This window comes from Pseudomonas umsongensis (genome assembly GCF_012647205.1).
Lineage (GTDB): Bacteria > Pseudomonadota > Gammaproteobacteria > Pseudomonadales > Pseudomonadaceae > Aquipseudomonas > Aquipseudomonas umsongensis.
In genome coordinates this window covers 2,738,322-2,759,676 of record NZ_CP051487.1, presented here as the reverse complement: position 1 = coordinate 2,759,676, position 21,355 = coordinate 2,738,322, and the positions used below count along the sequence as shown (strand labels likewise).

The following is a 21,355-nucleotide window of genomic DNA, read 5'->3' as shown; positions in this document are numbered from 1 at the left end:
TGGAATGCGTCACGACCTCCATGGGATGATCGCGCCCCCACCGCGCGACCATCCCTGGAGTTTTCGAATGTCACTGTTGAGTAAAAAAGCCGTTGTCCTGTTGCTGGCAGCAGCTGCCAGCCTGGGGGCTTTGACTGTGCAGGCGGCCAAGGCCCCCGCCAAAGAGACGGTGCAGGGGCAGAAGGTCTCGATGCTCGACGGCAAGTTCACCTTCACCCTGCCCAAGGGTTTCATCGCCAACCCGTTGCCAGCCAGCCCCACGGGCGCAAGCGGCACCATGTACGCCAATGAAACCACCAAGACCGTGGTGATCGCTGCGCAAAACAGCCTGCCCGAGGGGGTCAAGGTCAAGGACAACGACGGCGAGTTTCTCGACGGCACCGCGGCCGATTTCGACTCGGCGCAACACCAAGCCCTGCCGGACTACAACAAACTCAGCGAAAAAAGCCTGACCCTGAAGGCAACAGGACTGGGCGTGCGCCAGGTCGACAGCACCGCCACCCAGGGCGGCGGCACGACCCTCAACACCACGTTGATGGCGGCATCGGGCAACCACATGACCGTGATTCAGGTCATCTCCCGCCCCGGCGACATGGCGGCCCACGAAACCCTGATCAAGCAGATCGTCAGCGGCAAATAAGCCTCAGGGATTGAGGCGCTGCAGCCAGGCGCTCAAGTCCTTCAGTTCTTCGGCACTGATGCTGTGGCCAACACCTTGGTAAGCGTGGAACTCGGGCTCCAGTGATACGCTTTGCAACAGGCTGTTGGCTTCGGTGCCATCGCTCAAGGGAAGGCGCTGGTCCGCCGTGCCATGGCCGATGAAAATCGCCAGCGACTGGCGCTTTTCATCCGGTTTGAGCTCGGACTGCAGCACCGGCAGGATCCGCCCGCTCAACGCGGCAATCCCGCCCACCGCCTCGGGATGACGCAGGGCGACTTCGTAGGACATGATCGCACCCTGGCTGAAACCCACCAGGAACACCTTATGCGGTTGTGTGTGATATTTGTTCGTCGCCTGTGCGATGAACTCCAGCAGCAACTGGCCGCTGGACTTCAGGTCATCTGTCTCGCCGTTGTAGGCACCTTCGCCTTTCTTGCGAAACCACTGGTAACTTCCCTCTTGCATCACCATCGGCGCCCGCACCGACAGGTAGTTGTATTCGCTGGGTAAGTCATCCTTGATGCCGAACAGATCCTGCTCGTTACTGCCATAGCCGTGGAGAAAAATCACCAGCGGCTGCCCGCTGGAATCGCGGTTGACCTGTTCCATGTACTTGAGCGGCAGATCGGTTTGCAGGGCGGGTTGAGCGTGGACAGTGGCGGATGCCAGCAGCGTGAACAGAGCGAGAAACTTCAGCATAAACCTTCCTTCACCGTGCGCAGGATTCAGGACAGAGCCTAGCACCTTCGTTGGAGCGACTCCCAACATTGGCACGATTGCGGAATCGGACTACAGCAGACAAGGAAACGTCTGATTTACGCACGACAGCCTCGTAGTGAACCCTGTGCGCGGCACTTTGCCACTCCTCCGTCCCATCGGGAGCAGGAGCAATTTGATCGTCATCAGACAAGGAGTTCAAGCAATGGCAAAGGGATATTTCATTCGCAAGGGTGACAAGACCACCTGTGGTGGCGAGGTGCTGGACGCCGATACCCGCGTCATGATGTTTGGCTTCGCCCATGCTCGCGCAGGGGATCCGGTGTCCTGTGGCAAAAATGATGAAACCTACGAAATCGAGGGTGGCATCGCGTTCTTTGGCAGTCACGGGGGCCTGGTGGCGGGCTCGCTGGACAGCCGCAGCGGCTGTCCCTGCAAGGCTGGGCTCGTCCCCTCGTTTACCACCGCCACCTATGAGTCCCGACAGGGTGCTGCGCCACCAGCCGCGAGAAGTGCCCCTCAACAGGAGGCCACGCCAGTGGCCCCCAGCAACCCGGTGACGCCGCGACAATCCAGTTTCACTTCGGCGCGGGCACCCTCACCGACGCTCAGCGAACGGCCAGGAACGGCCTGCGAAAACCATTGGCGCGGCTACCAGCAGCGGGTCGAAAACGTCGTGGCACCGAACGGCAAGCTGATCGCCGACCCGAAGGCGCGCAACAAGGCGATCAATGCCGCCTATGCCCAGCTGTGGCGCCACGACCCGCGTTTCCAGTGGGCCGGGCTGGCGGCCTTCGCCTCGAAACAGGTGGGTTGTGGATTGCTGCACGCGGCCGACACGATCGAGAAAATTCAGGCGGAAGAGGAAACGATACAGCAACTGAAGGACAGCGCCAGACAAGGATTGAGAGGTTTGCTCAGCCCCAGTGAGCGGGAAAAGCGCGCGACCATTCGCGCGTTTGAGCAGCGCCAACGCGAGTATGAAGAGGCCAACCGGGACAACCCGGTGTGGGGCTTCACCCATTGGGGGGCCGACCTTCCCTTGTCCTACTCGCAACGGATGTACCGGTTTGTGTACGAAATGCTGGCCATGGGGAATACCACGCTGTTTCTGGATGTATATCCGCTGCATGTGTTCTACCGGGAGCGGGGGCTGGAGGCGATGAAGGATTGTCTGGGTTCACGTAGCAACATTTATGGGCATGGCCAACATCCCGTGCTGTGGCCGGTCGGGCAGAAAACTCTAGAGTTCGGGATTGACCATGAGGAAATTCTCCTGGCCTTCGAGGCGATTGAGGCGGGTAACATCGCCGAAAGTGTTGAGCATCTGGCCAAACACGAACAGGTCAATATTCTGCAACCAGCGATGTACAGCGACTGGCGATTCAATTCATTGCTGTACAGTAATCATCTTTCCTACCTGGTCGGTTTTCCGTCCGGTGCCGCCGAAGCCATCGAATTGACGTTGGCCAGTCAGTGCCGCCGCATCGATGATGGACGCACCATTGGTTTCAGCAACACCCCCTTTGCCAACCTGGCCGATATCAATCAGCGCATGGCCTTCGTACTGAGGGCAGCGAAGCAGTTTGATGATCTGCTGCACAGCGACCAGAGCGAGCAGATTGAGCGGTCGATTCGGGATATTGCCCTGGGTGGTGGCGTGCGATGAGCCTGTTGCAACGCGTGGGCTCGCGACGTGGTGCGTTGGTAATGGCGGTCGCCGCCCTCCTGACGCTGGCGGCGATTCAAAAACTTTCGGATGAGCCGGAAATCGCTCTCGTGATTGGCGAGCCGTACGAGGCCATGCGCCAGCGCTCCAGCGCAAGAATCGACCCAGTCATACCAGGGCACTCCTGGTTCAATGTTCCCAAGTCTGATGCCCGTCTGCGCTTCGCAGATCCTGAGTTTGGCTTTGTGACTCCGCTGGCCCGTTTCTTCACGGTAGGTTTTGGACGCGATGAACGGATTGACGGTGTCCGCATGTCTCCGCAAGTCGAGCCGCTATTACTCGACGACACCCTCAAGGTTGTGCTGGATCTGCAGGAGCAATGGCGCAACGCTGGCTGGGTACCCATCCGGGTCAAGGACTTCCCCTCATTCGCCGACACCCCGCAATGGCGTGCCCAATTGCAAGGTGTAAAAAACGTCGAAAAAGCTTACTGGCGAGCAGGTGACAAGTACCAACTGATGCTGGTGGTTGGCCGTTTCAAGGACGTCAAGCACCCCACTGAAGAACGCTACCTCATCACCTTGGGCATCCACCGATCACGAGGCGTGCAATGAATCTCCCCTCAATCGTTAATCAACTTCCCAACACGAATCGGCTTGCGCCCCGCCACTTTCGCCTGCCAGGTGCCCGGTTGCGTATAGCGACCACGATCGATCGCGAACAACACGCCACTGGTGCCCGCGCGCACGGTAGTGAGCTTGTCGTTCAGCGGGTCGACCACTTCAAACAGTGCATCACCCTGCTCCACCCATTCACCGGCATCGCGCAGGAAGCTGACCACGCCGTGATGCGGTGCGAATAGGTATTGAGTGCCTTCAAACGGCATGCCCTCACAGCACTCGCTCGGTGCCACGGGCCAGGTGCCCTTGATGAACCCCTGCTCGGCGAGAAAGCCCAGGATCGCCTCGCAATTGGCCCGGGCCTGATCGACCCGGGTATCGCCCAGGCTGCCAAGCTCCAGCGTGGTTGCCAGGTTGGCCGGTGGGATGGCGGCTTCGGGGAAAGCCCTGGCCAGGCGTAACCAGGGCGAAGAGCAGGATTCGTCGAAGGAACTGCCGCCGGAATCTTCGCACAGCAACGCCACCCCGGCTTTCAGGCGCGCCGCCAGCGATTGCCACTGCGGCCAGTGTTGCGGCAAGGCGTAGAGGTGGATTGCCGCGTCGAAGTCGCAATGCAGATCGAGGGTGATGTCGGCGTCGCAGGCGTGGCGCAGCAACAGGCGGTGCATTGCTTCGAGTTGCGACGCCGGGGCCGGCAGGTCGTCGAGTACCTGGCCCATGGCCTGGCGAATCAAGGCGATGTTAGCCTCGGCATCGCTGCCCAGACGATCACCCACCCGCTGCGCTACCGGTGCGCTGAGTTCGACGAACGAGCGGTTGAAGTTCTTGCCGCTGCCCAGTTCGAAGCGACCCATGTGGCTGCCTTGCAGGTGCTGATCGAGACCGATGGGGTTGGCCACCGGCACCAGTTCGATCAGGCCTTGCAGTTGACCCTGGCTTTCCAGTTCCGCCAGGCGCTGCTTGAGCTCCCAGGCCGTGCGCATGCCTGGCAGTTCATCAGCGTGCAGGCTGGCCTGGATATAGACTTTGCGGGTGCCTGCGCCATATCGAAACACGCTGAGGGTGCGCTCGGTCCCCAGGTGGCTCCAGGGCAGTGAATGGTCGATGCGTTGCATGGGAAGACTCCGATTCTCTGTAGGAGCTGCCGCGGGCTGCGATCTTTTGATTTTGATTTTTTAAAAGCAAGATCAAAAGATCGCAGCCTGCGGCAGCTCCTACAGTGAGCAATGTGATAGGGAGGATAAATCATGAGCATAAAAAAATGGCCACCGCGTCAACGGGGCCATTTTTTTGAACGGCTCGATTACTCGCCGTAAACGTCAAACTTGAAGTACTTGTCCTGAACTTGCTTGTACTTGCCGTTGGCGCGGATCTCGGTAATGGCTTTGTTGAACTGCTCGGCCAAGGCGGTATCGCCCTTGCGCACGGCAATCCCGGCGCCACCGCCGAAGTATTTCGGGTCGTTGTACTCAGGCCCCACGAAAGCGAAACCTTTACCGGCGTCGGTCTTCAGGAAACCGTCGTCGAGGTTGACCGAATCGGCCAGCAGTGCGTCGACGCGACCGGACACCATGTCCAGGTTGGCTTCCTGCTGGGAACCGTAGCGCACCAGGATAATCCCTGCCGGTTGCAGCACTTCGGTGGCAAAACGGTCATGGGTACTGGCACGCAGGACACCGACTTTCTTGCCCTTGAGCTCGGTCAACGGATCTTTGACGTCGGAACCTTCCTTCATCACGAAACGCGCCGGGGTGTGGTAGTACTTGATGGTGAAGTCGACGTTTTTCTTGCGATCGTCGGTGATGGTCATGGACGAGAGGATGGCGTCGATTTTCTTGACCTTCAGCGCAGGAATCAGGCCGTCGAACTCTTGCTCGACCCAAGTGCACTTGACGTTCATCTGCTCGCACAGTGCGTCGCCGATGTCCACGTCGAAACCGGTGAGTTTGCCGTCAGGGGTTTTCATCGAGAACGGCGGGTAACCGGCCTCGATACCGATGCGGATGGGCTTGGTATCCGCGGCCACGGCGGTCAGGGACAACATCGACAGTGCCAGGGCACCGAACATCACTAGCTTTTTCATTTATAACTCCTGTGTGCGGAGACTTTTATTGATAGCTTTCGGTCGGTAGCTTGTGGCCGGGAAACCGAAGTGGCCGGCAGTCTAGAGCGGCCTTCACAGGGTAAATTATTTGGAGGCGACAAATATTTACGGAAAGTGGTCAGCGACGCGCAAGCGAATCCAGCATGCGCTAAAGCGGTGCAACGTCCGATAGAAAACCACCTCGCTCCTACAAAGGACGAGGTTTGCCGAGACGTCGATCCGTGGTCGCCACCGACACGTAGGAGCGAGCATGCTCGCGATGGTCGTCAACGATGACGCGGGGTACCTGACACCCCGCGGCGTTCTCAGGTGCATCGCGAGCATGCTCGCTCCTACAGGGGGTCAGCACGCACAGCCGACAGCGGCACTCGCCGCACTCAACGTGAACCCTTCGTCCAGCCACCCGGTCACGCCGCCGATCATTTCCTTGACCGGGTAACCCAGCGCCGCCAGTTTCACCGCTGCCTTGTTCGCACCGTTGCAGTGGGGGCCGGCGCAATAGACCACGAACAGGCTGGTTTTCGGGTAGTCACGCAAACCATCGGCGGTGAGCAGTCGCCCGGGAATGTTGATCGCGCCGGGTACATGCCCCCGGTCGAACGCCAGCGACCCCCGCACATCCACCAGGACAAAATCGACTTCACCGGCCTGTTGGCTGGCGTAGACGTCGGAACAGTCGGTTTCGAATGTCAGGCGGTTGCTGAAATGCATCAAGGCAATGGCTGAAGGGGCGGCTGGTATTTCGCGCACGAGGCTGGTCATGGGCAGGGCTCCGGAAGGTCAGTGGGTGTGAACAGACTTTATCTACGCGGCGCCAGGGGCTAAAGTGGCGCACAAGACACTCACCGGGAATTTTCCGCCAAATGCATGCTTCTCCAGGGCTGGTCGCGATCCTGGCCTACGACGGCCTGTGTACCTTCGAATTCGGCATCGCCGTGGAGATCTTCGGGCTGGCGCGGCCAGAGTTCGATTTCCCTTGGTACAGCCATCAGATCGCGGCCGTCGATCAAGGCCCGATGCGCGCCATGGGCGGCATCCGAGTACTGGCCGATGGCGGCCTGGAGCTGCTGGAACAAGCCCGGACCGTGATCATTCCCGGCTGGCGCGATCGTCATGCAGCCGTGCCTGAGGCATTGCTGATGGCCCTGCGCCAGGCCCATGCGCGGGGCGCGCGGTTACTGTCGATCTGCTCGGGGGTGTTCGTACTGGCCGCTACCGGTTTGCTCGACGGTCGCGGCGCCACCACTCACTGGCGCTACACTGCGGAACTGGCTGAGCGCTTCCCGAATATCCTGGTGGACCCAGGCGTGCTCTATGTCGACTCGGGTCAGTTGATCACCTCGGCCGGCAGCGCAGCCGGTATCGACGCCTGCCTGCATCTGGTGGCGCGGGACTTCGGTACCCAGGTCGCCAACTCGGTGGCGCGGCGCCTGGTGATGTCACCGCAACGCACCGGGGGCCAGGCACAGTTCATTCCGACGCCGGTCAGTCCTACGCCGCGTAGCAATCTTTCGCGCGTCATGCAGTGGGCACGCGAGCGTTTGCACGAACCGCTGGAGGTTCGCGACCTGGCCAGCGAAGCCGCCATGAGCGAGCGCACGTTCCTGCGCCGTTTCACCGAAGCCAGCGGTCAGTCGCCCAAGACCTGGTTGCAACATGAGCGCCTGGGGCGTGCCCGGGAATTGCTGGAAAGCACCGACCAGCACACCGAGCAAATCGCCCAGCTGTGTGGTTATCGTTCAGTGGAAAGCTTTCGCGTGGCATTTCGCAATGTGGTCGGCCTGCCGCCGTCAGTGTACCGGGAACGGTTTGGGCAAACGGACAAGCGCATCTCCTGAGGGGTGCTTCAGGGCTTGCGCAATAGATAGGTGTCCATGATCCAGCCATTGGCCTGCCGGGCCGCCTTGCGCACCCGCTCGATCTGCTGCGCTACCTCCTCGAGCTTGCCGCTGATGAGGATTTCATCCGGCGTCCCGAGGTAGGCGCCCCAGTAAATCTCTGTCTGCCGATCCTCAACATGCTGATAAGCATCCTGGGCGTCGAGCATCACCACCAGACTGTCGGCATCACTCACCTGCCCCGCGGCCAAGCGCCGGCCGGTGGTAATTTCAACCGAGCGGCCTATTTGATTAAGCGCCACCTTGTGCTGCGCGGCCAGCGCCTGGACGCTGGTGATGCCGGGAATTACCTCGAACTCGAAGGCACAGGTGCCTGAAACCAGGATCGCCTGCAGGATGCGAATGGTGCTGTCGTACAACGCCGGGTCGCCCCACACCAGAAAACCGCCGCACTGGTCATCGGCCAGTTCTTCATTGATCAGCCCCTCGAAGGTTCGCTGCTTGGCCAGGTTCAGCGCATCGACGCTGGTTCTGTAGTCGACGTCGCCACGCTCGCGCTCCGGGCTCGAGGCTTCGACAAAACGGTAGTGCGGATCGGTGATATGGCGCTCGCACAGCTCGCGGCGCAGGTCGATCAGCTTATCCTTGCTCTGGCCCTTGTCCATGATAAAAAAAACATCCACCCGATTCAGCGCCTTCACGGCCTGCAGGGTGATGTAGTCAGGGTTGCCGGCGCCGATGCCGATGACCAGCAGTTTTTTCATCAAGGCATTCTCTCGTTATCGTTGCACGACAGCTGGAGCCGCCAGCAACCATGGAACTGCAGGTCTATCGTCGACAGCGGCTCGACATCGATCAGGTTGAAGGCTGAACCCTGCAGCACGTGCATCAATGCGGCACGCATGACGAATGGATGGGTCACGGCAAGTACATGGCCGGGCTGCGCTTCCAGGGTTTTCAACCAGGTGGCGACGCGTTTGCCGACTTGCGCCACCGACTCGCCACCGTGGGGTGCCGAACGTGGGTCGGCAAGCCAGGCCTGAAGTCGTTCGTCCTGGTTTTTTTGCAGGTCGCTGATTCGCATGCCGCGCCAATGACCAAAGTCGCAATCGCGCAGGGCGTCGACGATTTCCACGGGCGTACCGAACAGCTCGGCGGTCTGTCGTGTACGTAACTCTGGAGCACACAGCAGGCGCGATGCCTGCGAGAATCGAGCGCCCCGAGAGCCACGCGCCGATTGCCAATCCATCTCCAGGGGTTCGTCCAAAGGAAAGCGCGCCAGTTTCTGTGCCTGGGTTCGAGCGTGGCAGATCAAGGTCAAACGGGTTGCCTGCACGAAAAAAATCACTCTTTGGGATAAATAGGAAAATCAGTGCCTGGCCGTCAGTCATTGCACAATTGTGCCGTAAGACAGATCGTCTTGGCCGGAAAACCTGCAAATTCGTCATCATTTCAGACCGGCCCACGTGATAGCCTTCCACTTCTTCGGCGTTGACACTTTTGCTCAAGCCTTTCCATTTCCATTGGTGGAACTCATATGTCCAGGCTTTCTCATCAAGATTTGCGCCGCAATTTTCGCCAACTGTTCGCCTCCAACACTTGCTATCACACCGCGTCGGTCTTCGACCCGATGTCGGCACGCATCGCTGCTGACCTCGGTTTCGAGGTGGGGATCCTTGGTGGGTCGGTCGCGTCTTTGCAGGTCCTGGGCGCCCCGGACTTTGCGTTGATCACCCTCAGCGAATTCGCCGAACAGGCCACCCGTATCGGCCGCGTCGCCCAATTGCCGGTGATTGCCGACGCCGACCACGGTTACGGCAACGCGCTCAATGTCATGCGCACCATCGTTGAGCTGGAACGTGCCGGCGTGGCCGCGCTGACCATCGAAGACACCTTGCTGCCAGCACAATTTGGTCGAAAATCCACGGACCTGATCACGGTCGCCGAAGGAGTCGGCAAGATTCGCGCGGCACTGGAAGCCCGGTGCGACTCGGAAATGGCAATCATCGCCCGCACCCATGCAGGCATCCTGCCGGTCCAGGAAATCATCAGCCGCACCAAGCAATACCAAGCCGCCGGCGCGGACGGCATCTGCATGGTGGGGGTAAAGGATTTCGACCACCTAGAGCAGATCGCCGAACACCTGAGCGTGCCCCTGATGCTGGTGACCTACGGCAATCCGTTGTTGCGTGACGACAAACGCCTCGCCGAACTGGGCGTGCGAGTCGTCATCGACGGCCACGGCGCCTACTTCGCCGCCATCAAGGCGACGTACGACAGCCTGCGCGAACAGCGCCAGATATTTACCCAGGCGGCAGATCTCAGCGCTACCGAACTGACGCATACCTACACCCAGCCAGAGGAATACATCCGTTGGGCGGAGGAGTTCATGCATGTTAAAGAGTAAGGGCTGAAGGGTTGGCTCTGGCCGGCTCTTGCTCTTGCTCTTGCTCTTGCTCTTGATCCACCCGCCCTATATCGGGAGGCCTCGTTCCGGTGTTCATCCGGGGAGTGGCGCGCAGCGCCGTTCGACGCAGTCGAACACGCTGCATGTAGGTGCAGCGAAGCCAACCGGAGGGCGTTTGACAAAAGGGACTCGCCGTAAGGGCGAAACCATAAGCCGTCGTTACCGCAGCAATGGATATGTACACAGTCAACAAAACACAGGTCCGCTCTCAGGCCGCCTTCGCTGCGATGCGGCGGCCCGACAGGCCAGCTCCCACAATAGATCAAGTATAGCCACGAGAGATTGCTCGGTTCTCAGGTCGTCATCGCTGGCAAGCCAGCTCCTACAGGGGGCGGCGCAGAAGGTCAGACCGAGTCAAGCAACTCGTGGTGAGGCCGGTCATTACTGCTACAGATAACACGATTACGCCCCGTGGTCTTGGCCTCATAGAGCGCCTGGTCAGCGTCGTTGAGCCACAGGGTCGCGTCAGCGTGGCGTACGTCGAAGGCTGCCAGGCCGATGCTCAAGCTGACTTTCAGTGACGGGTTTTGCTCGTAGCCCAGGGTCGCGAAGCGGTCGCGCAAGGCGTCCATGGCCGCAGCTGCACTGCCCAGGGGCAGGTCGGGAAGAATCACGCAGAACTCGTCGCCGCCATAACGCCCGGCCACATCGCTCACCCGCAGGTTCTGCTTGAGCATCTTGCTCAGTTGCCGCAGCACGATGTCACCGGCAACGTGGCCGTAGGTGTCATTGATGCTTTTGAAGTGGTCGATGTCGATCAGGGCAATGGCCCCGCCCTGCTGCTGGCGTTGGCAGCGCTGGAATTCAATCTCCAACTGATCCTTCCAGGCGCCGTGATTGAGCAGGCCGGTCAGGCTGTCGGTGCGGCTCAGGGCCAGCAGTTCACGCTTTTTCCTGCCGAGGGTATAGGCCTGGCGATAGCAGATCCAGCCCAGTGCGATGGGATAAAAACACATCAAGGGCAAGCAGGCGTAAAGCTGCAGCTGACTGGTTTCTGGAATGAAGGCCGGGGTGAAGATCAACCAGCCGACGCACACGCCGAGTAGCTGCGCCACACTGCCCACCAGGAGAAAACGCAAACCGCCGATGGCGACGTTGTTCATGGCCATCATTGACAAGGTGGTGGCACTGGGCAGCGGATTAAATTGCATGGCGGCGACCCAGAAGCCGCCCATAAAGGCATCGATCAACAAGTTGCGGTGTTCGGCGTGATAAGCGGCCTTGGCACGTCGCGCCCACAGATAGGCCAGGTGAGGCCAAAGCAAGCCGTTGAACAGCATCACCCCCCATACCCAGGGAGCCGGGTCCAGGGGATACATCGCCACACTCACGCAGATCAAACCTAACACCAGGCCAAGGATGCGCGACGTGTAGAGCCTCTTGGCCAGTGAAAGTCCTTTTCCTCCCGTCTTTCCCATTGGGACCTCTGCACCACAGAACGAACCTGTTCACACCGCGATTGCAGGGTGTGCCCGAAGTCTAACAGGGCAACGGCAAATAGCCATCACCGGCTGGCGGGACGAACTCCCGTCGCCTGCAAATCGTTGAATCTGCAGAAACGGCTATACATGAAGTGAAGGACTGAATCACAACGTTGAACAGGAGGCCCATGCACACCTTCGAAGTGCTGATCATCGGCAGCGGTTTTGGCGGCCAGTGCGCGGCGATCAATTTGCTCAAGGCCGGCATCGACGATTTTCGCCTGCTGGAACGACGGAATTTCTTCGGCGGCACCTGGTGCCAGAATACCTACCCGGGCGCCGCAGTCGACGTGCCCTCGCCACTCTATTCGCTGTCGTTCGCGCCCTACCGTTGGACGCAGATGTTCGCCGAACAGGCTGAACTGCACTGCTACACCCGCTACGTGGTGGAGCACTTCGGCCTGCGGGACAAGGTGGAACTGCAGGCCAATGTCGAGCGTGTCGAATGGGACGAAGAACATAAACGCTGGGCGGTTCACACCACCAAGGGCGCTTTTTATGCACAGTTCCTGATCAATGCCACCGGTCCCTTGAGCCAACCGGTGATCCCACACTTCGAAGGTCAGGAACGCTTTAGCGGCAAATCTTTTCATACCAACAATTGGGATCATTCCTACGACTACCGGCAAAAGCGTGTGGCCATCGTCGGCAGTGGCGCCAGCGCAGCCCAAGTGATTCCGGCGATAGCCCCGGATGTCGAGCACCTGCATGTGTTCCAGCGCACGCCGCATTGGGTACTGCCAAGGGCCGACCGCACCTTTGGCCGCTTCCAGCGCTGGTTGCTCGGCCTCAAACCGGCCTACAAGCTGCTGCGCTGGATGATCTACTGGCAATTCGAAACCCGGGTGATTGCCTTCAAATACTCGAAGCCGGCAATCGGCATGGTGCAGCATCAGGCACTGCGCTTTCTCAAACGCCAAGTGCCGGACGCCGAACTGCGGCGTAAACTGACGCCCGACTATACGATCGGCTGCAAGCGGGTAATTCTGTCGAGCACGCTCTACCCCGCGCTGAGTCGCACCAACGTGACATTGCACAGCCGCGAACAGGGCATCAAGGCCATCGATGAAACCGGCATCCTCATGCAGGACGGCCAGCACATCGACCTTGACCTGATCGTCTGGTCCACCGGTTACGACGCTACCGACGGGGTGATTTCCTACCCCGTCACGGGAAAAAACGGCATCTGCCTCAAGGACGTCTGGGCACAATATCCGCGCGCCTATCTCGGCACCAGCCTGCCGGCCTTCCCCAACCTGTTTATCGTCACCGGGCCGAACACTGGAATCGGCCACACATCAGCACTGTTCATCATCGAATCGCAAATGAACTACATCCTCGATTGCATCCGCACGATAAAAGCACGCGGTTTGCGCAGCATCGAAGTACGCCCCGAGGCAGAACGTACCTACACTGAAATGATCCATAGAGAGATGAAACGCACAGTGTGGAAGTCAGGAGGCTGCCACAGTTGGTATCAAAGCAAGAGCGGTCATGTGATTGCCATGTTTCCCGGGTTCAGTTTCAGCTTTCATCGCTTGACCCGAACCCTGAAACCGGCGGACCACATCGTGTCCTGATCAGATAGAAGGAAGACGCTGATGCTTTTACTGGTTGTCGCTATCGCGGTATTTGCCGCCTGGAGCTGGTTGAGCTACCCGGCCATCGGGTACTGGCTGTACGACTTGAGCGTGGCCGTCGAGGCCAAGTTGTACAAATTGCACAAGATCGTCGTGCCCATCGCCGAAATGACCGTCTCGACCTGGCAAGGCGGACCGTATGAGGCGTCCAGCAACGTGTTGATGCTCCACGGCTTCAGTGCCGACAAGAACCTCTGGCTGCGTTTTGCCCGGCACTTTGTCGGCAACTACCGGGTGATCATCCCCGACATCGCCGGCCATGGCGAAACCGGCTTCAAGGCGGGTGGCGGCTATGACATTCCCTTGCAAGCCAAACGCATGATCCAGCTGCTCGATGTCTGCGGGGTCGATAAGGTCCATGTCATCGGCAACTCGATGGGCGGCTACATCGCGGCCTGGCTGGCGGCCAACTATCCGGAGCGCATTGCCTCGCTCGCCCTGTTCGACCCTGCCGGGGTGACCGCGCCAGAACCCAGTGACCTGGAGCGGCATTTGGCCAGGGGCCACAACCCGTTCCTGATCCACTCACGGGAAGAATTCAAATACTTCTATGGCATGACCATGGCCGAACCACCTTGGGTGCCGCGCGTGGTGCTGGATGCCGTCGCCCATCGCTACCAACAGTCGCGTGACGAACTGGAAGAAATCTTCCGCGACTTTCGCGCCAGCCCGCCAATGGAACCCAGGCTGCCAGCGATCAAGGCGCCGGCACTGTTGCTCTGGGGGCGCAAGGATCGCTTGATCGATGTCAGCAGCGTGGCGATCTGGAGCAAGGGCCTGGCGGACCTGCGGGTGGAAATATGGGAAGGCATCGGGCACATGCCGATGCTCGAAGCACCCGCCGGTTCGGCACGCCTGTATCGGGAGTTTTTGGCATCGCTGCGCTCGGAAAGCCCTCAGGATCAACGACTGCACTGAACTGGCAGTCCTTTGCAGAATGAAGTCCGTCAGAAACTTCGTTTGCCGGCGTCGACGAAGGCTGCGATCTTTTCGCCCATCCTTCTCGTCAACGCGCCAGGAATTTTGTTCATGAGCCAGCCAAGCTTCATCAGCCCCGACCTGATCCGCCAACGCTTCTCCAAAGCGATGTCCGACATGTACCGCGAAGAAGTGCCGCTGTACGGCGCGCTGATGGAACTGGTGGAACAGACCAACCGTCACGTGCTGGACAACGACCCGCAAGTGGCCCAGCAGTTGAACAGCACCGGTGAAATCGAGCGCCTGGACCTGGAGCGCCACGGCGCGATCCGCGTTGGCACCGCGGCTGAACTGGCCACCCTGGCCCGCCTGTTCGCGGTCATGGGCATGCAGCCGGTGGGTTATTACGATTTGACCCCGGCCGGGGTGCCAGTGCATTCCACGGCGTTTCGCGCGGTGCATGAAGCGTCCTTGCAGGTCAGCCCGTTCCGGGTGTTCACCTCGCTGCTGCGCCTGGAATTGATCGAAGACCTGGAGCTGCGGGCCTTTGCCCAGTCGGTGCTGGATCAGCGTTCAATCTTCACCGCCGCCGCGCTTACGCTGATCGAACGCGCCGAATCCCAAGGCGGCCTTAGCGAAAAAGAGGCCGATGAGTTCGTCGACCAGGCCCTGGAAACTTTCCGCTGGCACCACAGCGCCACCGTTACCGCCGAGCAGTATCAGAAACTCAGCGCCCAGCATCGCCTGATTGCCGACGTGGTGGCGTTCAAGGGACCGCACATCAATCACCTGACGCCACGCACCCTGGACATCGACATCGTGCAGGCGCAGATGCCAGTGCACGGCATCACCCCCAAAGCGGTGATCGAAGGCCCGCCCCGCCGCCAGTGCCCAATCCTGCTGCGCCAGACCAGTTTCAAGGCGCTTGACGAGCCCGTTGCCTTCACCGATCAATCCGACACTCGCGGCAGCCACAGCGCCCGGTTCGGTGAAATCGAACAACGCGGTGCCGCACTGACGCCCAAGGGCCGGGCGCTGTACGACCGTTTGCTCAATGCCGCCCGGGACGAGCTCAAGGACTTCCCCAACGAAGCCAATGCCGCCCGCTACAACGATTTGATGGCGCAACACTTCAGCGAGTTTCCCGACACCTATGAGGGCATGCGCCAACAGGAACTGGCGTTCTTTCGCTACTTTGTGACGGAAAAAGGCCTGGCTGCGGCTGAACTGAAAACCTTGACGCTCGAAGGTCTGGTCAGCGGCGGGTATCTGCGCGTTGAACCGCTGGTCTACGAGGATTTCCTGCCGGTAAGCGCGGCCGGGATCTTTCAGTCAAACCTGGGCGATGCGGCGCAAACCCACTACGGCGTGCACTCCAACCAGCAGGCGTTCGAAAAAGCCCTGGGGCGTTCGACGATTGATGAACTGCAGTTGTACGCACAAACGCAACAGCGCTCGATCGAGCAGTGCCTGGCCGCCCTGAGTCACTAAACCAACCTGACGACCCTTGTAGGAGCCGGCTTGCCGGCTAAGGCGTCCTTAAGCATGGCGTTGGCCTATCGGGCGACTTCGCCGGCAAGCCGGGCTCCTACAGGATGTTCATTTCAACTTTGATAGCAAAGCCTCGGCCGCGGCCTGTGAAGACGCTGGATTTTGCCCCGTCAGCAGCAGGCCATCGGTCAGCACGTAGCTCGCCCAATCAGGCCCCTTCGAAAAAATCCCGCCCTTGGCCTTCAGCTCGTCCTCCACCAGGAACGGCACGACCTTGGTCAGTTGCACCGCTTCTTCTTCGCTATTGGTAAACCCTGTCACCTTCTTGCCCTTGACCAGAGGTTGGCCGTCGGCGTCCTTGGCATGGCGCAATACACCGGGCGCATGACAGACAGCCGCGACCGGCTTGCCGGCGTTGTAGAACGCTTCGATGAGGGCGATCGAATCACGGTCTTCCGCCAGGTCCCAGAGCGGGCCATGGCCGCCTGGATAGAAAATTGCGTCGTAGTCACCGGCCTTCACCGTGCCCAGCATGACGGTCGAGGCCAATGCGGATTGAGCCGCCGGGTCCTGGCGAAACCGTCGGGTGGCATCGGTTTGCGCATCCGGCTCGTCGCTTTTGGGGTCCAGCGGGGGCTGGCCGCCCTTGGGCGAGGCCAGGGTCAGTTGCGCGCCGGCGTCCTTGAAAACGTAATAGGGTGCAGCGAATTCTTCCAGCCAGAAGCCGGTTTTCTTGCCGGTGTTACCCAACTGATCGTGGGACGTTAGAACCATCAGGATTTTCATGTCGTCGTCACTCCATCTCGGAACTGCAAGAACAACATATAACACTTAGTTACAAGTTTAAGCCCGCGCCCCTCATTCGATTGAAAGTGCAGTCGTACTTTGAAAAAGTGTTCGCCCAGCGCTATGGCCTCGGCAATCCATGCACTGGTAAAGAACCCTGACACTGGGCGAACGGGGTGTATTTTAATAGATGTTTATGGATATGTCCGTGCTTTAAACATGAAATTTGCCGATACATATTCGATTGGATGTCGATTTAAATTCCATTAAAACCAACAATTTAAACCCACCAGTTCGGCCAAAATTGATTGTTCCCACACAAAAGTTGTATAGGAACAATCAGTGAAAAATCACTCAACTTCCGGACTTGCTGGTCACCTGCAGGATGTCGGTGTAAGTCACGTAAACGCTTTGTCCGACTTTCAGGTCCTTCAACTTGGCTTGAACTTCCGGTTTTTCGACAGTGATGGTTTTGGTCTGCCCCGCCGGGTTTTTAAAGGACACCTGGTTTTTCTTCAGGTCGATGTCGGTGATTTGCAGCTGGACTTGAACCTGACGATAAGCTTCGCCGCCAGGCACGCTACCAGGTGCATTGCGGGCTTCGCCGGCACGCTCCGAGCTGCCCGGCAAACCCTTGTCGACATCGGTGTCGAGGTAGGCCGCGACGGAGCGGGTGACCTTGATATCGACCTGATCGCCGGGTTTCAGCTGGCCGAGGTTTTTTGCCTTTTCGGTCAGTTGCACGTGGACCTGACGACCTTCCGGCCCTTCAAGCACCACTTGATGTTTGGCGGCATCGACCGACACGACTTTGGTGCTGACTTGATCAGCCTCCACGACGGCAGACAACGGGATATCTGCGGCAACGGCGCTGAGGCTGGCAGCGGACAACAAGGTAGCAAGGGTGACAGCTTTGGTCAGTGCATGAAGTTTCATAGGCAGAACATTCCCTGTGATGAATGACGACAAACGGCGCCGAAACAAGATCAAACGCCGTGTGTGGGATGAGCATAGACGCTGATCCGGGAGTGTTCGCAGTTTCTTGTACGGTCGATCCGCCGCTGGCGGTCATGCTTCAGGATCATCCAGTTCCCGGGTTACGTTGATCGCCGGTGAGTCCTTGTGGGATTGCTCCGCCCGGGCCTTGAGCGCCTGCCATTGTTCGAGATCTATGGCGCCCTGCCCCAGCAAATCGTCAGCCAGGCGCTGCAAGTCCATGTAATAGGAGTCAGGAGACTGCTGCCAATAAGCCTCGTCTTCAAACAGGCGCTGCCACGCGTCAAGGTCGGGCGGTGTGAGGTCTTCGCGCATGTCGGACTCCTGCGGGGGTGTTCGTACGGTAGAGAGGTGGACGCCGGGCGGAGTTCCGGTTGATTGCACGCAATGCGATTTCCCATGGGAGCTGGCGCAGGCTGCGATCTTTAGACGCTAATAACCGGTCATTTCCAGATACCCCTGCCCACCATGGCTGCCGCTCAACCGCACCGGCCCCTCCCAATAGGGAATGCGCAGATCCATCCAGGCTTTGGGATTCAGGGCGCTGATGACGATATCAAGGTGTTTGCCGGGGATCCGGATCGACCAGCGCACCGGCATCGTGCGCCCGGCCACCTTGGCGGTGTCCTGTGGAGTGAGAAGGATGTCGTCGGCGCTGAGCATTTGCGCCTGGCCCTGGGCGTCGATCCAGGTTCCGGTCAGGTAAGGTTCGCCGCTTTTTTGCCGCATGCGATAGAGCATCACCTGGTCGCCGCTGTCCAGATGCAGGGAAAACCAGTCCCAGCCACTCTGGTTGGCGGTCAGGGGCTGGCTGCTCCATTCCCGGTCGAGCCACGCGGGGCCACGGACCTGGAAACGCTCGCCGTCGATCTCAAGCAGGCCGCTGGCCTGGAAAAACGGCTGGCTGTAGTAATAGGAAGCCTGGCCCTGTTCGGATTTCTGACTGAATCCCTTGTCCCCTTGCAGCACCAGCGGTCCATTCGAGGTCAGTCGCAGTTGATAGCTGAACGCCTTGTCACGGGCACTGAGTTGCAGATCGGCCAACGGGTCGGCCCCCGTTGCCTGACTGCTGAAACGCCAGTCGTCGATCCACGCATTGAAGGGCGCAAGGCTCACGCCGGCCTGCCCTACGCCGCCGCGGGCATAACGCTCGGCGGCGTGATGCACCGAGGCCGAGGTCACCGCCGCGTGGCCCAGCCAGATCGTCTGGCTCGCCCAGCCAGTCGCCTCGGGTGTCGCTTTCAAGGCACTGCGAAACAGCGTCCACTGCACGCCGAATTCGCGTCCCTGCTCATCCTTGAGGTTGGCGGTGACGTACCACCATTCGATACGAAAGCCGTCATGAGGGCCGTGATCCGCCGGGAAGCTGAACACCCTACCGGGCACCACCGGCGTAAAGGCGGTCGCTTGATTGCCGAGGCCGGCAAAACCCTTCTCGACCGGCGCCGGCTGATCGCAACCAGCGAGCAACGCAACGACCAGCCACGCCCAACGCTTAATCCTCATGGGCAAAGGTCCTCAGCAGGTCCGCCGGTTGTGTGCGATACAGCGAATAAAGCGGCCACGCCGACGCCAGCAAGGTCGCCAACAACGCCAGCCCCATCAGCTGCAGCAATTGCAAGGGAAATACCCGCAGCGGCAGACGCCAGCCAAACGCCTGGACGTTGATCACGGTGTCCAGGCACCAGGCCAACGCAATGCCCAGCGGCAACGCCAGTACCAACGTCAGCACCGCCAGCAGCCAGGTTTGCCCGAGGTTGAGCAGCATCAGTTGGCGGCGCGTCACGCCCAGCGCCCACAACGGCGCCAACTGCCCGAGACGGCTCTGGCTTTGCGTCAACAGGCTGATGAACAACGCCACGCCCGCCACGCAAAGGGTCAGGCTATTGAGCGCGGCGGTGGCGGCGAAGGTGCGCTCGAACACCTGCGTCGACCAGCCCTTGAGCCGGGCCTGGTCGACGATGCGACTGTCCTCCAGGGCAAAACGCGCTTGCAGCGCGGTCACGAACGGCGTGATCAATGCCGGCTCGATACGCAGGTTGAAGCGATTCGGTGTCAGTTGCGGCCAGCCACGCAGCAAGTGATTGACGTTGACCAGCAGATGGCCCTTGGGATTGCCGTAGTCGGCATAGATCCCTACGATGCGTGGCGACCAGGGACCGTTGGGCGTGGCAATCGCCACCTGATCGCCGAGCCTGACCTTCAAGCGCCGCGCCAGTTGCTCGCTGAGCATTATCGCGTCGTCCGCCGCCAGGCTGTCCCAAGGCTTGTCGCCCACGGCCTCAAGCAACGGCCAATGCTGGCGATAGGTCGGATGATCGATCACGCCAAACACATCCGCCGGCCAGCCCTGCAATTGAATCGACACCTGCCAGTTGGGCAACACCGCCGTCAGTTGCGGTTGTTGCTGGAGCCAGCCGTACATCTCCCGGGCCGGGGCCGGGTTTTGCGGATTGAGGTAAAGCTCGGCGGTCAGCCGCTGTTCCAGCCAGTCGCTGAAGGTGTGGCGGAAACCGGCGGTCATGCTGCCGGCACCGATGTTGGCTGCCAGGGCCAGTAACAACGCCATCAGCGCCAGGCTCAACGCCGGCAGTTGCTGGCGACAATCGGCGACAAACCACTGACCGAGTACCGACGAGCTGTGGTGCGTCAGCCCATTGAGCACGGCATTGAGTACCACCGGCAACGCTAACGCGGCGCCCAGCAACAGCGTGGCCATCAGCAAGAATCCGCTGGCCAGGCTGTCACCGCGCAACAACGCCAGCAACGCGATGCCCAAGGCAATCGCCGCGACCCAGCCCTGGCGGCGCAGCCAGCGCGCATGGGCCTGATGCCAGGCCTGGGGGTCGGCCAGGGCCAGCAACGGTAAACGCGCTGCACGCCACAAACTGTTGGCTCCCGCGAGCGCGGCGCCGAGCAGGCCCAGGCCGATACCGCTGAGCCACCACAGCGGGCTCAGGCTCAACTGCCCCGCCACTTCGGCACCGTACAACCCGCGCAGGCTGGCGGCGACATCCGGCAGCAACACGCTGGCCAGCAGGTAACCGCTGACGACACCCGCCACGCCGCCGATCAAGGCCAGAGCACCCAGCTCGACGGCCAGGCAGGCGATCAGCATCCGCGCGCTGACGCCGCACGCGCGCAGGGTCCGCAGCAAACCTCGACGCTGTTCCAACGCCAGCCCGATCGCGGCATGCACGATGAACAGGCCGACCACGAACGATAGAAACCCCAAGGCGTCCAGGTTCAGGTGAAAGCTCTCGGTCAGGCGCGCCAGATTATTTTCTTCGTCGCTGGTCTTAAGCTGAAGTTGGCCCTTGAACGAATCGGGCAGTGTCGCGGTGAAATCCTTGGGCAGCAGCAAGCGCGATAGCTGATCGGGCAAACCGAGTATCTGCTGGGCAAAACCGATATCCACCAGCAGCACACCCGGCGCCATGTCAGCCTCGGCGCGCAGGGGCGGCAATGCCTGGCCGTTCAACGCCTGCGGCCGCTCGCCCGGCGCCAATCCCAACGCCTGCAGGGTCTGCGGCGCGATCCAGGTACTGCCTGGCGGGGTGAAAAACTCCACGACCTGTTCGATGGCCAGTGCCTGCCCCGCCACCTCGGAGCCGGCCGGCAGCGACACGGGCTCGATGCCCATCAGTTGCAGGCGCTGATCCTCGTGGCCCTTGAGCGTCAGCCGTCCTTGCAACACCGGCGACACCGGCCAACCGGCACGGCGCAGGTCAACAAACAGCTGCTGGGAAAAGGTCCCGCCACCGGGTGCACTCAGGCTGGCCTGAGGTTCGCCGCCGATCAGCTGACTGGCCCTGGCATAGCTGTCCCGCGCCTGACTGTTCAGTGCTTGCACACCGGTGAGCAGGCTGGTGGCCAGCCACAACCCGGTCAGCACACTGAAAAACTGCACCGGGTGCTGCCGCCAATGGCTGAGCAGTGCGCGCAGGGTTTCACGAAAAATGCGCAT

Annotated in this window: 20 protein-coding genes; 8 read left to right on the top strand and 12 right to left on the bottom strand. The window is 60.4% G+C overall.

All coding sequences use genetic code 11. The features are described from left to right. Positions 1 to 67: 67 nt before the first annotated feature. Entirely contained in the window at positions 68 to 640 is a 573-nt protein-coding gene (locus HGP31_RS12660) for a DcrB/PsbP domain-containing protein (RefSeq protein WP_033042166.1), read from the top strand. 3 nt (positions 641 to 643) lie between these two features. On the opposite strand, the gene HGP31_RS12655 is transcribed toward HGP31_RS12660, so the two are convergent. Next, entirely contained in the window at positions 644 to 1,360 is a 717-nt protein-coding gene (locus tag HGP31_RS12655) for an alpha/beta hydrolase (RefSeq protein WP_033042163.1), read from the bottom strand. A gap of 223 nt (positions 1,361 to 1,583) precedes the next feature. Here HGP31_RS12655 and HGP31_RS12650 point away from each other — a divergent pair, with 223 nt between their 5' ends. Together HGP31_RS12650 and HGP31_RS12645 are read left to right on the top strand one after the other, a co-directional pair. Further along, a complete protein-coding gene (locus tag HGP31_RS12650) occupies positions 1,584 to 3,047 on the top strand; it encodes a PAAR domain-containing protein (RefSeq protein WP_168759167.1) in 1,464 nt (487 codons plus the stop codon). Further along, on the top strand, positions 3,044 to 3,661 hold the full coding sequence (locus tag HGP31_RS12645; protein ID WP_033042159.1) for a hypothetical protein: 618 nt from the start codon (positions 3,044 to 3,046) through the stop codon (positions 3,659 to 3,661). Before HGP31_RS12650 ends, HGP31_RS12645 begins: the two co-directional genes overlap by 4 nt. A gap of 8 nt (positions 3,662 to 3,669) precedes the next feature. On the opposite strand, the gene HGP31_RS12640 is transcribed toward HGP31_RS12645, so the two are convergent. From HGP31_RS12640 to HGP31_RS12630, 3 genes are all read right to left on the bottom strand, one after another. Beyond that, entirely contained in the window at positions 3,670 to 4,782 is a 1,113-nt protein-coding gene (locus HGP31_RS12640; RefSeq protein ID WP_168757866.1) for a succinylglutamate desuccinylase/aspartoacylase family protein, read from the bottom strand. Between the two features lie 188 nt (positions 4,783 to 4,970). Next, positions 4,971 to 5,750: an ABC transporter substrate-binding protein gene (locus tag HGP31_RS12635; RefSeq protein ID WP_020800005.1), complete on the bottom strand. Its 780-nt coding sequence runs from the start codon at positions 5,748 to 5,750 to the stop codon at positions 4,971 to 4,973. 363 nt (positions 5,751 to 6,113) lie between these two features. After that, a complete protein-coding gene (locus HGP31_RS12630) occupies positions 6,114 to 6,533 on the bottom strand; it encodes a rhodanese-like domain-containing protein (protein ID WP_168757865.1) in 420 nt (139 codons plus the stop codon). 101 nt (positions 6,534 to 6,634) lie between these two features. Here HGP31_RS12630 and ftrA point away from each other — a divergent pair, with 101 nt between their 5' ends. Further along, positions 6,635 to 7,609, top strand: a complete 975-nt coding sequence (gene ftrA / locus HGP31_RS12625) for a transcriptional regulator FtrA (RefSeq protein ID WP_168757864.1) — start codon at positions 6,635 to 6,637, stop codon at positions 7,607 to 7,609. 8 nt (positions 7,610 to 7,617) lie between these two features. On the opposite strand, the gene cobF is transcribed toward ftrA, so the two are convergent. Both cobF and HGP31_RS12615 read right to left on the bottom strand, forming a co-directional pair. After that, positions 7,618 to 8,373, bottom strand: coding sequence for a precorrin-6A synthase (deacetylating) (gene cobF / locus HGP31_RS12620; RefSeq protein WP_168757863.1), 756 nt, complete (start codon positions 8,371 to 8,373; stop codon positions 7,618 to 7,620). Then, a complete protein-coding gene (locus HGP31_RS12615; RefSeq protein ID WP_168757862.1) occupies positions 8,373 to 8,945 on the bottom strand; it encodes a histidine phosphatase family protein in 573 nt (190 codons plus the stop codon). The genes cobF and HGP31_RS12615 overlap by 1 nt, the downstream gene beginning before the upstream one ends. A gap of 201 nt (positions 8,946 to 9,146) precedes the next feature. Here HGP31_RS12615 and HGP31_RS12610 point away from each other — a divergent pair, with 201 nt between their 5' ends. Continuing rightward, entirely contained in the window at positions 9,147 to 10,016 is an 870-nt protein-coding gene (locus tag HGP31_RS12610) for an isocitrate lyase/PEP mutase family protein (protein WP_020800000.1), read from the top strand. Between the two features lie 404 nt (positions 10,017 to 10,420). Here HGP31_RS12610 and HGP31_RS12605 read toward each other — a convergent pair whose 3' ends face one another. Continuing rightward, positions 10,421 to 11,494: a diguanylate cyclase gene (locus HGP31_RS12605; RefSeq protein WP_020796266.1), complete on the bottom strand. Its 1,074-nt coding sequence runs from the start codon at positions 11,492 to 11,494 to the stop codon at positions 10,421 to 10,423. 191 nt (positions 11,495 to 11,685) lie between these two features. Between HGP31_RS12605 and HGP31_RS12600 the strand changes: the two genes are divergently transcribed. From HGP31_RS12600 to hglS, 3 genes are all read left to right on the top strand, one after another. Then, positions 11,686 to 13,137, top strand: a complete 1,452-nt coding sequence (locus HGP31_RS12600; RefSeq protein ID WP_168757861.1) for a flavin-containing monooxygenase — start codon at positions 11,686 to 11,688, stop codon at positions 13,135 to 13,137. A gap of 21 nt (positions 13,138 to 13,158) precedes the next feature. Next, positions 13,159 to 14,115: an alpha/beta fold hydrolase gene (locus HGP31_RS12595; protein ID WP_020796264.1), complete on the top strand. Its 957-nt coding sequence runs from the start codon at positions 13,159 to 13,161 to the stop codon at positions 14,113 to 14,115. Positions 14,116 to 14,226: 111 nt separating this feature from the next. Continuing rightward, positions 14,227 to 15,606, top strand: coding sequence for a 2-oxoadipate dioxygenase/decarboxylase HglS (gene hglS, locus HGP31_RS12590; protein WP_033044855.1), 1,380 nt, complete (start codon positions 14,227 to 14,229; stop codon positions 15,604 to 15,606). 108 nt (positions 15,607 to 15,714) lie between these two features. On the opposite strand, the gene HGP31_RS12585 is transcribed toward hglS, so the two are convergent. From HGP31_RS12585 to HGP31_RS12565, 5 genes are all read right to left on the bottom strand, one after another. Further along, positions 15,715 to 16,392, bottom strand: coding sequence for a type 1 glutamine amidotransferase domain-containing protein (locus tag HGP31_RS12585; protein ID WP_033044854.1), 678 nt, complete (start codon positions 16,390 to 16,392; stop codon positions 15,715 to 15,717). 354 nt (positions 16,393 to 16,746) lie between these two features. Beyond that, positions 16,747 to 17,328 carry a hypothetical protein gene (locus HGP31_RS12580; RefSeq protein WP_033044852.1) on the bottom strand — a complete coding sequence of 194 codons (582 nt, stop codon included), beginning with the start codon at positions 17,326 to 17,328 and terminating at the stop codon, positions 16,747 to 16,749. A gap of 132 nt (positions 17,329 to 17,460) precedes the next feature. Then, positions 17,461 to 17,703, bottom strand: coding sequence for a hypothetical protein (locus HGP31_RS12575; RefSeq protein WP_033044851.1), 243 nt, complete (start codon positions 17,701 to 17,703; stop codon positions 17,461 to 17,463). Positions 17,704 to 17,820: 117 nt separating this feature from the next. After that, a complete protein-coding gene (locus tag HGP31_RS12570) occupies positions 17,821 to 18,894 on the bottom strand; it encodes a lipocalin-like domain-containing protein (protein ID WP_020796259.1) in 1,074 nt (357 codons plus the stop codon). Beyond that, positions 18,884 to 21,355 carry an ABC transporter permease gene (locus HGP31_RS12565; protein WP_168757860.1) on the bottom strand — a complete coding sequence of 824 codons (2,472 nt, stop codon included), beginning with the start codon at positions 21,353 to 21,355 and terminating at the stop codon, positions 18,884 to 18,886. The genes HGP31_RS12570 and HGP31_RS12565 overlap by 11 nt, the downstream gene beginning before the upstream one ends.

Coding starts and splice junctions, on each gene's coding strand:
- HGP31_RS12585 (WP_033044854.1), bottom strand. CDS start 16,392: ATGAAAATCCTGATGGTTCTAACGTCCCACGATCAGTTGGGTAACACC.
- HGP31_RS12565 (WP_168757860.1), bottom strand. CDS start 21,355: ATGCGCATTTTTCGTGAAACCCTGCGCGCACTGCTCAGCCATTGGCGG.
- ftrA (WP_168757864.1), top strand. CDS start 6,635: ATGCATGCTTCTCCAGGGCTGGTCGCGATCCTGGCCTACGACGGCCTG.
- HGP31_RS12605 (WP_020796266.1), bottom strand. CDS start 11,494: ATGGGAAAGACGGGAGGAAAAGGACTTTCACTGGCCAAGAGGCTCTAC.
- HGP31_RS12635 (WP_020800005.1), bottom strand. CDS start 5,750: ATGAAAAAGCTAGTGATGTTCGGTGCCCTGGCACTGTCGATGTTGTCC.
- HGP31_RS12660 (WP_033042166.1), top strand. CDS start 68: ATGTCACTGTTGAGTAAAAAAGCCGTTGTCCTGTTGCTGGCAGCAGCT.
- HGP31_RS12630 (WP_168757865.1), bottom strand. CDS start 6,533: ATGACCAGCCTCGTGCGCGAAATACCAGCCGCCCCTTCAGCCATTGCC.
- HGP31_RS12645 (WP_033042159.1), top strand. CDS start 3,044: ATGAGCCTGTTGCAACGCGTGGGCTCGCGACGTGGTGCGTTGGTAATG.
- HGP31_RS12595 (WP_020796264.1), top strand. CDS start 13,159: ATGCTTTTACTGGTTGTCGCTATCGCGGTATTTGCCGCCTGGAGCTGG.
- HGP31_RS12575 (WP_033044851.1), bottom strand. CDS start 17,703: ATGCGCGAAGACCTCACACCGCCCGACCTTGACGCGTGGCAGCGCCTG.
- HGP31_RS12570 (WP_020796259.1), bottom strand. CDS start 18,894: ATGAGGATTAAGCGTTGGGCGTGGCTGGTCGTTGCGTTGCTCGCTGGT.
- HGP31_RS12580 (WP_033044852.1), bottom strand. CDS start 17,328: ATGAAACTTCATGCACTGACCAAAGCTGTCACCCTTGCTACCTTGTTG.
- HGP31_RS12655 (WP_033042163.1), bottom strand. CDS start 1,360: ATGCTGAAGTTTCTCGCTCTGTTCACGCTGCTGGCATCCGCCACTGTC.
- HGP31_RS12600 (WP_168757861.1), top strand. CDS start 11,686: ATGCACACCTTCGAAGTGCTGATCATCGGCAGCGGTTTTGGCGGCCAG.
- hglS (WP_033044855.1), top strand. CDS start 14,227: ATGAGCCAGCCAAGCTTCATCAGCCCCGACCTGATCCGCCAACGCTTC.
- HGP31_RS12640 (WP_168757866.1), bottom strand. CDS start 4,782: ATGCAACGCATCGACCATTCACTGCCCTGGAGCCACCTGGGGACCGAG.
- HGP31_RS12610 (WP_020800000.1), top strand. CDS start 9,147: ATGTCCAGGCTTTCTCATCAAGATTTGCGCCGCAATTTTCGCCAACTG.
- HGP31_RS12650 (WP_168759167.1), top strand. CDS start 1,584: ATGGCAAAGGGATATTTCATTCGCAAGGGTGACAAGACCACCTGTGGT.
- cobF (WP_168757863.1), bottom strand. CDS start 8,373: ATGAAAAAACTGCTGGTCATCGGCATCGGCGCCGGCAACCCTGACTAC.